We start from the raw sequence: 13,571 nt of genomic DNA, 5'->3' as shown, positions 1-13,571 counted from the left end.
GGGGTTGTGTTTTGTTTTTTTTTTTTTTTTTTGCGGAACGCTTTTCCCTCCGCTCCCCCCCCCCCCCCCCCCCCCCCCCCGGGCCAGTGTCGCGTGGGCGGCGAAGCCCTCGGCCGCACCTACGTCAGCGGACCGGCCCGCTCGCCGATCCGCCGCCCCCCTTCTCCACGACGCAGCTCAGCCCTTGACCCCCACATGCACCGTCTGCACCGACAGCAGGAACACATCAGGCCGGTGGTGCAGGCTCTGCCCGTCGTTCGCGTCCAGGAGGCGGTCGACGGTGGTCAGGTCGTCGGGTTCGAGAGTGTTCTCGTGCATCTCGCGGCGGCGGGCGAGCTCGGAGATGATCTGGGCGCGGGCGGCGTCGGAGACGGGAGCCGGCAGGTCCAGGAGGAACGAGCGGGTGCCCGTGTGGCGCAGGCCGGCCCGGGTGAGGAGCGTGGGCCAGTCCTCCGTGACCGCCTTCGCGCCCGGCAGCTCCGCGCGCATCCGCGTGAACCACTTGTCGTCCGCCAGGTCCATGCGGGTCTGGAGACCCGGGCGGCCGAAGCCGATGTCGCGGGGCAGGCTGCGCTGGTTCAGGCCGCCCTCCAGGAGTGCGATCGCGCCGCCCGGCGCCAGGCGGTCCGCGAGAGCGGCCAGTGCTCCCTCCTGGTCGCCGACGTGGTGCAGGGCCCGGCCGATCCAGAGGAGGTCCGCGAGTGGCAACTCGCCGATTCCCTCGGGGAGTTCCGCCTGGAACGTACTGACCCTGTCCTTCAGGCCCTCTCGGTCGGCCCGCGCCCTTGCTCGCTCCAGGAGCGGCTCCGCCGGGTCCACCGCGATCACCTCGGCCTTGGGGAAGGTCTCGGCGAGGAGGAAGGAGACGGAGCCCGAACCGCTGCCCACGTCCGCGATCAGGGCCGGCTCCGGCTGCCAGGTGCGCAGCCACGCGGCGATCTCGCGGTTCTGCGGGGCGGCGAGCTGCGCGTTCCGCTCCAGCATCGGGCCCATGGTGGCCCAGTCGATGTCCTCGTGGTGGTGGCTGTGCTTGTGGTCGTGGGCCATCGTCTCTGCCGCCGCCTTCGTGTGTTCGGGAGTGGGGTCGAAGCCGTCTCCAAGACTGCGTCGCCGACTCCGTACTGGCCAGTCACCTTGCGGTTTCGGCAAACGCGGTGGTCCGTCGCGCGGGCGGCCTCCGGAACGACCGGAGGGTGAACCGTGGGTCGGGGCGCGGTACTTCCTGGTCGGGAAGTGCCGCGAGCTTCTTCGCGAGCCGTGCGGCCAGCGGACCGTCGGGCGGAACCTGCGTGAACCATCCCCGGCCGATGTCGTCGATCGTGGAGCGGGGCGAGCGGCCCTGGCCGTGGCCGCGGAACCAGGCCTCGCCGACCGGTGTCAGGCCCCGCGCGGCCGCGTACGCCTCGACCGCCTGCCCGAGGTCGACCGCGGCGCGTACCGGGCGCGGGGCGAGCGCGGCGTCGATGTCGCTGCCCACGTCGTGCGCGGCGGCCTTGTCGACGGTCGTGACGAACACGCCGCCGGGTCGCAGCACTCGTGCGCACTCGGCGACGACCGCCGCCGCCTCCTCGGGGCCGGACAGCAGATGCAGCAGCCAGACCGCGGACACGGCGTCGAACGAGGCGTCGGAGAAAGGGAGTTGACGGCTGTCGCCGAGGACGATGCTGCCCGGCAGCCGCCCCGACGCCATGCGCGCCATGTTGTGCGCCGAGTCCACTCCGGTCACCCGCAGGCCCTCCCCGGCGAGGCGCCGGGTGACCAGGCCCGTGCCGCAGGCGACGTCGAGGAGTGTGCGGGCTTTGGGCGGCAGCAGCTCGCGGAGCGCGGTGGCGGCCGCGTCGGCGCGGGGCTCGCCGCCGCGTGACGCGTCATAGCGGTCTGCTTCCCTGCTGTAGTCCAGCATCGGCGCTCAGACCGCTCCGTGGCCGACCGCCGAGCCCTCGACCCGGTGGGCCAGATCGAAGTCGAGCGTGGTGAGCGCGCCGCCCGCGCTGTGGGTGTTCACCGACAGGGAGACGGTGTTGTACCCGAGCGTCAGCTCGGAGTGGTGGCCGAGCTCCTCCTGGATCTGCGCGATGTGGACGACCATCGCGGTCGCCGCGAAGTGCGAGCCGAGCCGGAAGGAGCGGGTGATCCGGCCTCCTTCGAACGACCAGCCGGGCAGCTCGGCGAGCCGCTCCTCGACATCCTTCTGCGACAGCGGTTCGGGTGACATGGCCGCGCTCCTTCACGTGTGTAGGGAGTACGTATGTACGTATAGCCCTCAGCCTGCCACAGCGCCTCCCGCACGGCCCTGTTCGGGCCACGGGCGCGGACCACGCGCCCCGCGGATCGCGAACCCTTTCGATTACTGTCTGGGTATGACAACTGCCGTGACCACTAGGGAAAGCAACGGCGTCGGCCCGCTCCTGCGCGGCTGGCGTGAGCGGCGCAAGGTGAGCCAGCTGGAACTGGCCCTGCGCGCCGACTCCTCGTCGCGGCACATCAGCTTCATCGAGACCGGCAGGTCACGCCCGAGCGAGGAGATCGTCCTTCGCCTCGCCGAACACCTCGACGTACCCGTGCGGGAGCGCAACTCCCTGCTCCTGGCGGCCGGTTACGCACCCCGCTTCCGCGAGACACCGCTGGACGACCCCTCGATGGGGGCCCTGCGGGAAGGCCTGGAGCAGCTCCTGCGCGGCTACGAGCCCTATCCCGCCCTGGTCGTCGACGCGACGTACGACGTGATCGCGGCGAACCGCGGCATCGCGATGATCCTCGAAGGCGTCCCCGGGCACCTCCTGCAACCACCGCTGAACGCCATGCGGCTCACGCTCCATCCCGAGGGCCTCGCCCCCAAGATCCGCAATCTGCGCGAGTGGCGGGGGCATCTGCTGCACCAGATGGAGCGGCAGATCGCGTTGCAGCGCTCCGACGCGCTGCGTGCGGTGTACGAGGAGGTGGCGGCGTATCCGGTGGAGGATCCCGGTGTCGGCGTCTTCGAGGCCGACGGGTCGCGGAGCGAAGTGCCCTACTTCGCGCTGCCCCTGCGCATCGAGCACGACGGGCACCTGCTCTCGTTCGTCTCGTCGATCTCGACGTTCAACACGCCCATGGACGTGACGGTCGCCGAACTGGCCATCGAGACGCTGCTCCCGGCCGACCCGGCGACGGTCAAATATCTCCAGTCGCCGGGGTCCTAGCAGCTGCTGAAAGGAAGAGCATGGGGACCAAGCAGAGAAACAGCGGCCATCCCGACGACGCGGATCTGACGCGCGCCGACTCGCTGGCCCGCGAGATCTTCGCCGGTGTCGCCAACAAGTGGGCGCTGCTGATCATCAACGCCCTGGCCGACCGGACGCTGCGCTTCACCGAGCTGCGCACCGCGGTGGACGGCATCAGCCACAAGATGCTCACCCAGACCCTGCGCGGCCTGGAGCGCGACGGCGTCGTGCACCGGACGGTGTACGCCACCGTGCCGCCGCGCGTCGAGTACCGCCTGACCGAGGCGGGCGAGGGGCTGCTCGCCACGGTCGACGGCATGTGCGCCTGGACGCACCGGTACCTCGCCGAGATCGAGGCCGCCCGCAGCCGCTTCGACGCGCGCGGGGCAGGGGCCGGGCAGCCTTAGGGCCCTAGCTCCGCAGGGCCCGCAGTGCCGCGTACTGCAACGCGGCGAAGCCGCCGACCGCCACGGCCTGGAGCGGGATCCACACCGCGCCCGCCGTGCTGGGCGAGAGCCAGGCGACCAGGGCGACGACACTGAGCACCGCCCAGACCGCGTTCGCCTCGATCACTCCGCGGACGGGCAGCGTGGGCGGGCTCTTGCGTGACGCGAGGCAGCCGACGCCCGCCCCGTACAGCGTGAGGAAGACACCGAGGCCCAGCAGGAGCCCCGCGTCGACGCCGAGGAAGCGCCCGAGCGGGCCCGAGGCAGCGGCGTACGCGATGCCGTTCCCGGCCGTCACGACCGCGTCGAGGGCGAGGAAGCGGCGCAGCATCGTCTTCGGGTCGTTCGTGCGGGCCAGTGCGGTGAGCGGGTGCGCAGAGTACGTCGACATGAGAAACCGGCCTCCGAGAGCGGAAGGGAAGGAAGGAGAGGGAAGCCGGATCCGGGCCGGAGTGCGCCGGACCGGATCCGGTGCGACCACCCTGCCGGGCCCGCGAGCGAGGGTCGATTACCTCGGAGGTAAGGACGGGACCGTGCTCCGGAGCGCGATGAGCCCCCACGAGAGGCGCCCCCACAACCCGTACGGCCGTCGCCGCCGTGTGCCCCCGCCACCCCGCACCTAGGTTCGTTGAAAGGCAGACCTAGGGAGCTCAAGGGTGACAGACACGACCGAGCCCGGCGCCGCGCTGCTGCGCGCGGGGAAGTTCTTCCGCCGGGGCACCGCCGCCCCCGACCTGCACAGCATCGGACTCGTCGGCGGCCGGGACGCGGACGCCTTCTACCGGGACCGGTGGAGCCACGACAAGGTCGTGAACTCGACGCACGGCGTGAACTGCACGGGCTCCTGCCGCTGGAAGGTGTACGTCAAGGACGGCATCATCACCTGGGAGACCCAGCAGACCGACTACCCCTCCGTCGGCCCCGACCGCCCCGAGTACGAGCCGCGCGGCTGCCCGCGCGGCGCCGCGTTCTCCTGGTACACGTACTCGCCGACCCGCGTGCGCTACCCGTACCTGCGCGGCGTGCTCCTGGAGATGTACCGCGAGGCGAAGTCCCGGCTGAAGGATCCGGTGCTCGCCTGGGCTGACATCCAGGGCGACCCGGAGCGGCGCAGGACGTACCAACAGGCGCGCGGCAAGGGCGGGTTGGTGCGGGCGACCTGGGACGAGGCCGTCGAGATCATCGCGGCCGCGCACGTCCACACGATCAAGACGCACGGCCCCGACCGGGTGGCGGGCTTCTCCCCCATCCCCGCGATGTCGATGGTGTCGCACGCGGCGGGCGCCCGCTTCATGTCGCTGATCGGCGCGCCCATGCTCTCCTTCTACGACTGGTACGCGGACCTGCCGGTGGCTTCACCACAGGTGTTCGGCGACCAGACCGACGTGCCGGAGTCGGGTGACTGGTGGGACGCCGCGTATCTGATGATGTGGGGCTCGAACGTCCCGGTGACGCGTACCCCGGACGCCCACTGGATGGCCGAGGCGCGCTACCGCGGCCAGAAGGTCGTCGCCGTGTCACCGGACTACGCGGACAACACGAAGTTCGCCGACGAGTGGCTGCACCCGCACCCCGGCACGGACGGGGCCCTCGCCATCGCGATGGGCCACGTCATCCTCAAGGAGTTCTTCGTCGACCGGCGGACGGACTTCTTCACCGACTACGTCCGCAAGTTCACCGACCTGCCCTTCCTGGTGACGCTGACCGAGCGCGACGGCGCGTACGTCCCGTCGAAGTTCCTGCGCGCCACCGACCTCGGCCAGAGCGGCGAGGGCGGCGACTGGAAGACGGCCGTCCTGGACGAGAACACCGGGCAGCCCGCCGTCCCGAACGGCTCGCTGGGCTTTCGCTGGACCGAGTCCGGCAAGGGAAAGTGGAATCTGGAGCTCGGCGACATCGAGCCGCAGCTCTCCTTGCACGACTCCGACATCGCGACGGGCGTCGAGGTGCTGCTCCCCCGCTTCGACACCGAGGGCGGCACGCACGGTCAGGGCCGCGGCGAGATCGTGCGCCGCGGGGTGCCCGCCACACGGCTCGGCGGCCAGGACGGGCCGCTGGTCACGACGGTCTTCGACCTGCTGCTCGCGCAGTACGGCGTCGGCCGCGAGGGGCTTCCCGGCGAGTGGCCTTCTTCGTACGAGGACGCCGACGCACCCGGCACCCCGGCCTGGCAGGAGGCGCACACCTCGGTCCCTGCCGCGAAGGCCGTGAAGATCGCGCGGGAGTTCGCGCGGACCGCCGAGAAGTCGCAGGGCCGCTGCATGATCCTCATGGGGGCGGGGACCAACCACTGGTTCCACTCCGAGACGATCTACCGCGCCTTCCTCGCGCTGCTCCAGCTGACCGGCTGCCAGGGCCGCAACGGCGGTGGCTGGGCGCACTACGTGGGGCAGGAGAAGTGCCGCCCGGCGACCGGCTGGGCGACGCTCGCCAGCGCCAACGACTGGAGCAGGCCGCCGCGGCAGATGATCGGCGCCGCGTACTGGTTCCTGAACACCGATCAGTGGCGCTACGACAAGTTCGCGGCGGACGTGCTCGCCTCGCCGCTCGGCGAGGGCCGATTCGCGGGGATGACGGGCGCCGACTGTCTCGCGCTCTCGGCACGCACCGGCTGGATGCCGTCGTATCCGACCTTCGACCGCAACTCCCTCGATCTGGGCGACACTTCAAGTGATCCCGTCGCCAATGTCGTCGAGGAGCTCAAGGCGGGCACCCTCAACTTCGCCTGCGAGGACCCGGACGCACCGGAGAACTGGCCGCGCGTCCTGACCCTGTGGCGCGCCAACCTGCTCGGCTCCTCGGCCAAGGGCGCGGAGTACTTCACCAGGCACCTGCTCGGTACGCACTCCTCGCTGCGGGCTGAGGAGGCGGAGCCCGACGAGCGTCCTTCGACCGTGAAGTGGCACGACGAGGCCCCCGAGGGCAAGCTCGACCTGCTCGTCTCGCTCGACTTCCGGCAGACGTCGTCGACGCTGCTCTCGGACGTGGTCCTGCCCGCGGCGACCTGGTACGAGAAGCACGACCTCTCGTCCACGGACATGCACCCCTACGTCCACTCCTTCACCCCGGCCGTCGACCCGCCCTGGCAGGCCCGCACCGACTTCGACACGTTCAAGGCGATCGCGGAACGGCTCAGCGAGCTGTCCGTGGACCACCTCGGCGTACGCAAGGACGTCGTGGCCACCGCGCTCCAGCACGACACCCCGGGCGAGACGGCGCAGCCCGGCGGTGTCGTCCTCGACTGGCGCAAGGGCGAGTGCGAGGCGATCCCGGGCAGGACGATGCCGGGCCTGACGGTGGTCGAGCGGGACTACACCGCGATCGGCGCCAAGTTCGCCGCGCTCGGCCCCCTCGCGGAGAAGCTGGGCCTGCCCGCGAAGGGCATCGCGTTCCGCCCCGACCAGGAGGTCGACGAGCTGCGCGAGCGCAACGGCGTCGTACGCGGCGGCCCCGCCGACGGACGCCCCGCCCTGGACACGGCGATCAAGGCGGCGAACACCATCCTCGCCCTGTCCGGCACGACCAACGGGCGTCTCGCCACCCAGGGCTTCCACACCCTGGAGGCGCGCACGGGCCAGGAGATGGCGCACCTGGCCGCCGAGCACGAGGGCAAGCGCATCACGTACGCCGACACGCAGGCGGCCCCCGTCCCCGTGATCACCTCGCCCGAGTGGTCGGGCAGCGAGTCCGGCGGGCGCCGCTACACGGCGTTCACGCTCAACACCGAGCACCTGAAGCCCTGGCACACGCTCACCGGGCGCCAGCACTTCTTCCTCGACCACGACTGGATCCACGAGCTGGGCGAGGCGATGCCCGTCTACCGGCCGCCCCTGGACATGAACCGCCTCTTCGGAGAGCCACGGCTCGGTCCGGACGGCGAGAAGGAGGTGACGGTCCGCTATCTCACCCCGCACAACAAGTGGTCCATCCACTCCGAGTACCAGGACAACCTCTTCATGCTGTCGCTCTCCCGGGGCGGCCAGTGCATCTGGATGGCGCCGCAGGACGCGGAGGCGATCGGCGTGAAGGACAACGACTGGATCGAGGCGGTCAACCGCAACGGCGTGGTGGTCGCGCGAGCGGTCGTCTCGCACCGGATGCCGGCCGGCACGGTCTACATGCACCACGCGCAGGAACGCACGGTGAACGTCCCCAAGGCGGAGACCACCGGCAAGCGCGGCGGCATCCACAACTCCCTGACCCGCCTCATCCTCAAGCCGTCCCATCTCATCGGCGGTTACGCCCAGTTGTCGTGGGCCTTCAACTACCTGGGCCCGACAGGGAACCAGCGCGACGAGGTCACCGTCATCCGCCGCCGCAGCCAGGAGGTTCAGTACTGATGCGCGTTATGGCTCAGATCGCCATGGTCATGAATCTCGACAAGTGCATCGGCTGCCACACCTGCTCCGTCACCTGCAAGCAGGCGTGGACCAACCGCGACGGCATGGAGTACGTCTGGTTCAACAACGTCGAGACCCGTCCGGGCCAGGGCTATCCGCGCCGCTACGAGGACCAGGAGAAGTGGCGCGGCGGCTGGGAGCTGAACAAGCGCGGCGCCCTGAAGCTCAAGAACGGCGGCCGGTTCAAGGCCCTTCTGGAGATCTTCTCCAATCCCAAGCTGCCGGAGATCAAGGACTACTACGAGCCCTGGACGTACGAGTACAAGAACCTCACCGACGCCCCGCTCGGCGACGACTACCCGGTCGCCGAGCCGCGCTCGCTGATCAGCGGCAAGCCCATGAAGATCGAGTGGTCGTCGAACTGGGACGACAACCTGGGCGGCGCGACGGAGTACGGCGATCTCGACCCGATGGTGGCCAGGACCCGCGAGAAGGCCGCGGAGAAGGTGAAGTTCGCCTTCGAGCAGACCTTCATGTTCTATCTGCCGCGGATCTGCGAGCACTGCCTGAACCCCGCGTGCGTGGCGTCATGCCCCTCCGGCGCGATGTACAAGCGCGAGGAGGACGGCATCGTCCTGGTCGACCAGGACGGCTGCCGGGGCTGGCGCAAGTGCGTGACGGGATGCCCGTACAAGAAGGTGTACTTCAACCATCGCACCGGCAAAGCCGAGAAGTGCACGATGTGCTACCCGCGCCTGGAGGTGGGCCTGCCCACGGTCTGCTCGGAGACGTGCGTGGGCCGCCTGCGCTATCTCGGTGTGATCCTCTACGACGCCGACAAGGTGACACAGGCGGCGTCGGTGCAGGACGACACGGCGCTGTACGAGTCCCAGCTGGGGGTCTTCCTGGACCCGGAGGACCCCGATGTGCGGCGCGAGGCCGAGCGGGCCGGGATCGGCCACGACTGGATCGAGGCGGCACGCCGCTCCCCCGTGCACGCGCTGATCAGCAAGTACAAGGTGGCGCTCCCGCTGCATCCGGAGTACCGGACGATGCCGATGGTCTGGTACATCCCGCCGCTTTCCCCGGTCGTGGACGCGCTGAGCGAGACCGGGCACGACGGCGAGGACCTGGACAACCTGTTCGGCGCCATCGACACCCTGCGCATCCCCCTCGAATACCTCGCGGAGATCTTCACCGCCGGTGACGTGGGGCCGGTGCGGGCCTCGCTGGAGAAGCTGGCGGCGATGCGGGCGCACATGCGGGCCATCAACCTCGGTGACCGGCCCGACAGTTCGGTCGCCGATGCCGTGGGCATGTCGGGCCAGGAGATCGAGGAGATGTACCGGCTGCTCGCCATCGCCAAGTACGAGGACCGCTACGTCATCCCGACCGCCGCGGTCGGTGACGCGCGGCGCCTGGAGGAATCGGCGCTTCCGGACTCGTGCAGCCTCGACCACGAGGGCGGTCCCGGCATGGGCGGGGACGGGCCGTTCGGCCAGGACTCGGGCCGCAAACAGCTCCCTCTGGTGACCATCGAGAACTTCCACGCGCTGCGGGACCGGCAGACCGCCGACGAGCAGCCGTCCGCCGCCGAGAAGGACACACTGTGAGCGAGAACGCCGTGCTCTACCAGGCAGCCGCGCACTGCCTGTCGTACCCGGACGATGAATTCCGCACCCTGCTGCCTCAACTGTGCTCCGCCGCACCCCAGTTGGAGAGGTTCCTCACGCACGCCGCAGCGACCGGCCGCCGCGAACTCGCCGCGCACTACGTGCAGGTCTTCGACTTCAAGAACCGCCACAGCCTCTACCTGAGCTGGTGGCGCGACGGTGACACACGGCGGCGCGGGATGGCCCTGGTCCGCTTCAAGGAGGTCTACCGGGAGCACGGGATGGAGTTCACCGGCGAGGAGCTGCCTGACTTCCTGCCCGCGGTCCTGGAGTTCTCCGCGCACGCCGGTCCGGTCCTCCTCGATGAGCACCGGCCGGGCCTCGAACTGCTGCGGCTCGCCCTCACCGACTTCGGCACGCCGTACGCGTCCGTGCTCCAGGCGGTGTGCGCGACGCTGCCCGGTCCCTCACCGAAGGACCGGGCCGAGGCGCAGGCCCTCGCCCGGTCGGGGCCCCCGCGGGAGGACGTCGGCCTCGAACCCTTCGCGATGATCGGGGAACACTGAATGATCGGGGAACACTGATGAGAACGCTGCTGTGGGGCGTCATCCCGTACGTGGTCGTCGTCCTCCTGGCGGCGGGCCTCGCCTGGCGCTATCGCTACGACAAGTTCGGCTGGACGACGCGTTCCTCGCAGGTGTACGAGTCGAAGCTCCTGAACATCGCGTCGCCGATGTTCCACTACGGCATCCTCTTCGTGCTCGTCGGACATCTGGTCGGTCTCTTCGTTCCGGAGTCGTGGACGGAGAAGGTGGGCGTGAGCGAGCACACGTACCACCTGTTCTCGCTGTACGGCGGCACGGCGGCGGGAATCATGCTGGTGCTCGGCATCCTGCTGCTGCTCTACCGGCGGCGCACGAACGCGCCGGTCTTCCGGGCGACGACCGCCAACGACAAGCTGATGTACCTGGTGCTGTTCGCGGCGATCGTGCTCGGCATGGTGGCCAAGCTGACGCACGCTTCGGGCGACGGCTACCACTACCGCGAGTCCATCGCCCCTTGGGCGCGCAGCCTGTTCACCCTCCAGCCGGACACGGGAATGATGGCGGGGGTTCCGGTCCTGTACCAGATTCACGCGGTGGTCGGGATGGCGCTGTTCGCGCTGATTCCGTTCACCCGACTCGTGCACATGTTCAGCGCGCCGGTGCAGTATCTGTTCCGGCCGTACGTGGTCTACCGGAGCAAGGACCCGAGCAGGGTCGGGCCCCGTCCGGAGCGGCGGGGCTGGGAGAAGACGGGGTCGTGATCTCCGGACGGGCTGGAGCCGGCCCGTCCGGATCCGGCCCGTCCGGCGTTCGAGGAAGAACTCGGCGAAGCCGGTGACCGACGGTGCGCTACTCCCCGGCCCGCTTCTGCTGCTCCCCCGGCTTCTCGTCGTCCACGATCTCCGCGTCCACCACGCCCTCTTCCGGAGCCCCCTGTTCCTGGGCGCCTCCGCCGGAATCGGCGCCCCCGCCGGAATCGGCGCCTGCGCCGGCAGCCGCGTACATGGCCTGCCCCATCCGCTGGCTCACGGCGGCCAGCTTCTCCGCGCCCGCGCGCAGTGCCGCCGTGTCGTCGGCCTTGTCCTTCAGGACGCCCTTCAACTCCGCTGCTGCCGACTCCACTTCGGTCCTGGTCTCCGCGGGGATCCGCTCCTCGTTCTCCTGGAGGAACCGCTCCGTCTGGTAGACGAGCTGCTCCGCCTGGTTGCGGGTCTCCGCGGCCTCGCGCCGCTTGCGGTCCTCCTCCGCGTGCTCCTCCGCCTCCCGCACCATGCGGTTGATGTCGTCCTTGGGCAGCGCGGAACCGCCCGTCACCGTCATGCGCTGCTCGCGCCCCGTCGCCTCGTCCTTCGCGGAGACGTGCATGATTCCGTTGGCGTCGATGTCGAAGGTGACCTCGATCTTGGGGACACCGCGGGGAGCGGGAGGCAGCCCGGTGAGGTCGAAGACGCCCAGCTTCTTGTTGTACGCGGCTATCTCCCGCTCGCCCTGGAAGACCTGGATGCCGACCGAGGGCTGGTTGTCCTCGGCGGTCGAGAAGGTCTCCGAACGCCGGGTGGGAATCGTGGTGTTGCGTTCGATGAGCTTGGTCATGATGCCGCCCTTGGTCTCGATCCCGAGGGACAGCGGCGTCACGTCAAGGAGCAGTACGTCCTTCACGTCACCCCTGATCACACCCGCCTGGAGCGCCGCGCCGAGCGCCACCACCTCGTCCGGGTTGACCCCCTTGTGCGGCTCGCTCCCGGTGAGTTCCTTGACCAGTTCGGTCACCGCGGGCATCCGCGTCGAGCCGCCCACCAGAATCACGTGGTCGACGGCCGAGAGCTTCACGCCCGCGTCCTTGACCGCCTGGTGGAAGGGGCCGCGACAGCGCTCGAGCAAGTCCGCCGTGAGCTCCTGGAACTGAGCGCGGGTCAGCTTCTCGGCCAGGTGCAGCGGGCCCTCCGCCGACGCGGTGACGTACGGCAGGTTGATGTCCGTCTCGCTCGACGACGACAGCTCGATCTTCGCCTTCTCCGCGGCCTCCCGCAGCCGCTGGAGCGCCATCTTGTCCTTGCCGAGATCCACACCGTGGCCGTTCTTGAACTGCCGCACCAGATGCTCGACGATGCGCTGGTCCCAGTCGTCGCCGCCCAGCTGCGTGTCGCCGTTGGTGGCCTTCACCTCGATGACGCCGTCGCCCATCTCCAGGAGCGAGACGTCGAAGGTGCCGCCGCCCAGGTCGAAGACGAGGACCGTCTGGTCGTCGCCCTTGTCGAGGCCGTACGCCAGGGCCGCGGCCGTCGGTTCGTTGATGATGCGGAGCACTTTCAGGCCCGCGATCTCACCGGCCTCCTTGGTGGCCTGGCGCTGCGTGTCGTCGAAGTAGGCAGGGACGGTGACGACCGCGTCCGTGACGTCCTCGCCCAGATAGGACTCGGCGTCACGCTTGAGCTTCTGCAGGACGCGGGCGGAGAGCTCCTGGGCGGTGTACCGGGTGCCGTCCACCGACCCGTCCTCCGGGAAGCGCCAACTTCCGTCGCCCATGTAGCGCTTGACGGAGCGTGCGGTGCGCTCCACATTGGTGACCGCCTGCCGCTTGGCGACCTCTCCCACGAGGACGTCGCCGTTCTTCGCGAAGGCGATGACCGAGGGTGTGGTGCGCGCGCCCTCCGCGTTGGCCACGACCGTGGGATCACCGCCCTCCAGGACGGCCACCACCGAGTTCGTCGTACCGAGGTCGATCCCGACTGCACGTGCCATGTCCAGTCCCCTTCCACCGCGAGCCCGTTGACCGACGTACTTCGACCTCCATCACAAAACTTGAGCGGCACATTGTCAATGCCGCATATGACTGTGCCGCCGCCCCACGAGGGACGGCGGCACGGTCCGAACTGCGTCAGGCGAGCTTCGCCGTCAGCGTGATGGTCGTGCCCGTCAGCGCCTGGCTCACGGGGCAGTTCTTCTTGGCGTCCTCGGCGGCGGCGGTGAACGCGGCCTCGTCGATGCCCGGCACCGTGCCCTCGACGGTGAGGTGGATGCCGGTGATGCCGGTACCCGGCTGGAACGTCACGTCGGCGGACGTGACCAGGCGGGTCGGCGGGGTGCCGGCCTGGGCGAGGCCGTTGGAGAAGGCCATCGAGAAGCAGCTGGAGTGTGCCGCAGCGATGAGCTCCTCCGGGCTGGTCTTGCCGTTGGCCTGCTCGGCGCGGGACGGCCAGGACACGGCCTGCTCGCCGATCCCGGAGGAGTCGAAGGTGACGGTGCCGGAGCCCTCCAGCAGGTTGCCTTCCCAGACCGTGTGCGCGGAGCGCGTGGTAGCCACGATGTAGATCCCTTCAGTGCGGTTCCGTGATGCGTTCCGGAACATCCGTGCGCCCATCCGATCACACCCCGACTCGGAGCACGCCGAAGACCGGCCCACTGGGGACGGTTACTGATGCGT

Annotated in this window: 12 protein-coding genes; 6 read left to right on the top strand and 6 right to left on the bottom strand. The window is 69.7% G+C overall.

What is annotated here, in order from left to right; genetic code table 11:
• Positions 1-177: 177 nt before the first annotated feature.
• The 3 genes from ACZ5CR_RS16760 to ACZ5CR_RS16750 all read right to left on the bottom strand — a co-directional run bounded on the left by ACZ5CR_RS16760 (position 178) and on the right by ACZ5CR_RS16750 (position 2,215).
• The gene (locus tag ACZ5CR_RS16760; RefSeq protein ID WP_468857977.1) at positions 178-1,047 is read right to left on the bottom strand and encodes a class I SAM-dependent methyltransferase; all 870 of its coding nucleotides are present in this window, start codon (positions 1,045-1,047) and stop codon (positions 178-180) included.
• An 82-nt stretch (positions 1,048-1,129) separates the two neighbouring features.
• A complete protein-coding gene (locus ACZ5CR_RS16755) occupies positions 1,130-1,903 on the bottom strand; it encodes a class I SAM-dependent methyltransferase (RefSeq protein ID WP_468857976.1) in 774 nt (257 codons plus the stop codon).
• Positions 1,904-1,909: 6 nt separating this feature from the next.
• Positions 1,910-2,215, bottom strand: a complete 306-nt coding sequence (locus ACZ5CR_RS16750; protein WP_468857975.1) for a 4a-hydroxytetrahydrobiopterin dehydratase — start codon at positions 2,213-2,215, stop codon at positions 1,910-1,912.
• Positions 2,216-2,372: 157 nt separating this feature from the next.
• Here ACZ5CR_RS16750 and ACZ5CR_RS16745 point away from each other — a divergent pair, with 157 nt between their 5' ends.
• Both ACZ5CR_RS16745 and ACZ5CR_RS16740 read left to right on the top strand, forming a co-directional pair.
• Positions 2,373-3,182: a helix-turn-helix domain-containing protein gene (locus ACZ5CR_RS16745; protein WP_468857974.1), complete on the top strand. Its 810-nt coding sequence runs from the start codon at positions 2,373-2,375 to the stop codon at positions 3,180-3,182.
• Positions 3,183-3,202: 20 nt separating this feature from the next.
• Positions 3,203-3,610: a winged helix-turn-helix transcriptional regulator gene (locus ACZ5CR_RS16740; protein ID WP_468857972.1), complete on the top strand. Its 408-nt coding sequence runs from the start codon at positions 3,203-3,205 to the stop codon at positions 3,608-3,610.
• A 4-nt stretch (positions 3,611-3,614) separates the two neighbouring features.
• Here ACZ5CR_RS16740 and ACZ5CR_RS16735 read toward each other — a convergent pair whose 3' ends face one another.
• Positions 3,615-4,040, bottom strand: coding sequence for a hypothetical protein (locus ACZ5CR_RS16735; RefSeq protein ID WP_468857971.1), 426 nt, complete (start codon positions 4,038-4,040; stop codon positions 3,615-3,617).
• A gap of 265 nt (positions 4,041-4,305) precedes the next feature.
• Between ACZ5CR_RS16735 and ACZ5CR_RS16730 the strand changes: the two genes are divergently transcribed.
• From ACZ5CR_RS16730 to narI, 4 genes are read left to right on the top strand one after another with little or no spacing between them, the layout of a single operon-like run.
• Positions 4,306-7,989 carry a nitrate reductase subunit alpha gene (locus ACZ5CR_RS16730; RefSeq protein ID WP_468857970.1) on the top strand — a complete coding sequence of 1,228 codons (3,684 nt, stop codon included), beginning with the start codon at positions 4,306-4,308 and terminating at the stop codon, positions 7,987-7,989.
• Complete coding sequence (narH, locus tag ACZ5CR_RS16725; protein WP_468857968.1) at positions 7,989-9,602, top strand: nitrate reductase subunit beta; 1,614 nt, start codon at positions 7,989-7,991, stop codon at positions 9,600-9,602. Before ACZ5CR_RS16730 ends, narH begins: the two co-directional genes overlap by 1 nt.
• Positions 9,599-10,168, top strand: a complete 570-nt coding sequence (gene narJ, locus ACZ5CR_RS16720; RefSeq protein WP_468857966.1) for a nitrate reductase molybdenum cofactor assembly chaperone — start codon at positions 9,599-9,601, stop codon at positions 10,166-10,168. Before narH ends, narJ begins: the two co-directional genes overlap by 4 nt.
• A 17-nt stretch (positions 10,169-10,185) precedes the next feature.
• Complete coding sequence (narI, locus tag ACZ5CR_RS16715) at positions 10,186-10,908, top strand: respiratory nitrate reductase subunit gamma (protein ID WP_468857964.1); 723 nt, start codon at positions 10,186-10,188, stop codon at positions 10,906-10,908.
• Between the two features lie 88 nt (positions 10,909-10,996).
• Here narI and dnaK read toward each other — a convergent pair whose 3' ends face one another.
• Together dnaK and ACZ5CR_RS16705 are read right to left on the bottom strand one after the other, a co-directional pair.
• Positions 10,997-12,889 carry a molecular chaperone DnaK gene (gene dnaK / locus ACZ5CR_RS16710; RefSeq protein WP_468857962.1) on the bottom strand — a complete coding sequence of 631 codons (1,893 nt, stop codon included), beginning with the start codon at positions 12,887-12,889 and terminating at the stop codon, positions 10,997-10,999.
• 136 nt (positions 12,890-13,025) lie between these two features.
• A complete protein-coding gene (locus ACZ5CR_RS16705; protein WP_389900772.1) occupies positions 13,026-13,451 on the bottom strand; it encodes an OsmC family peroxiredoxin in 426 nt (141 codons plus the stop codon).
• Between the last annotated feature and the right edge of the window lie 120 nt (positions 13,452-13,571).

This window comes from Streptomyces sp. NPDC031274 (assembly GCF_055570235.1).
The sequence above is the reverse complement of the archived record's forward strand: the minus strand, read 5'-3'. Positions and strand labels throughout refer to the sequence as shown.

What these genes read in the sequence shown, in the direction of transcription:
- ACZ5CR_RS16740 (WP_468857972.1), top strand. Translation starts at nt 3,203, where the DNA reads ATGGGGACCAAGCAGAGAAACAGCGGCCATCCCGACGACGCGGATCTG.
- ACZ5CR_RS16735 (WP_468857971.1), bottom strand. Translation starts at nt 4,040, where the DNA reads ATGTCGACGTACTCTGCGCACCCGCTCACCGCACTGGCCCGCACGAAC.
- narI (WP_468857964.1), top strand. Translation starts at nt 10,186, where the DNA reads ATGAGAACGCTGCTGTGGGGCGTCATCCCGTACGTGGTCGTCGTCCTC.
- ACZ5CR_RS16750 (WP_468857975.1), bottom strand. Translation starts at nt 2,215, where the DNA reads ATGTCACCCGAACCGCTGTCGCAGAAGGATGTCGAGGAGCGGCTCGCC.
- narH (WP_468857968.1), top strand. Translation starts at nt 7,989, where the DNA reads ATGCGCGTTATGGCTCAGATCGCCATGGTCATGAATCTCGACAAGTGC.
- ACZ5CR_RS16755 (WP_468857976.1), bottom strand. Translation starts at nt 1,903, where the DNA reads ATGCTGGACTACAGCAGGGAAGCAGACCGCTATGACGCGTCACGCGGC.
- ACZ5CR_RS16760 (WP_468857977.1), bottom strand. Translation starts at nt 1,047, where the DNA reads ATGGCCCACGACCACAAGCACAGCCACCACCACGAGGACATCGACTGG.
- dnaK (WP_468857962.1), bottom strand. Translation starts at nt 12,889, where the DNA reads ATGGCACGTGCAGTCGGGATCGACCTCGGTACGACGAACTCGGTGGTG.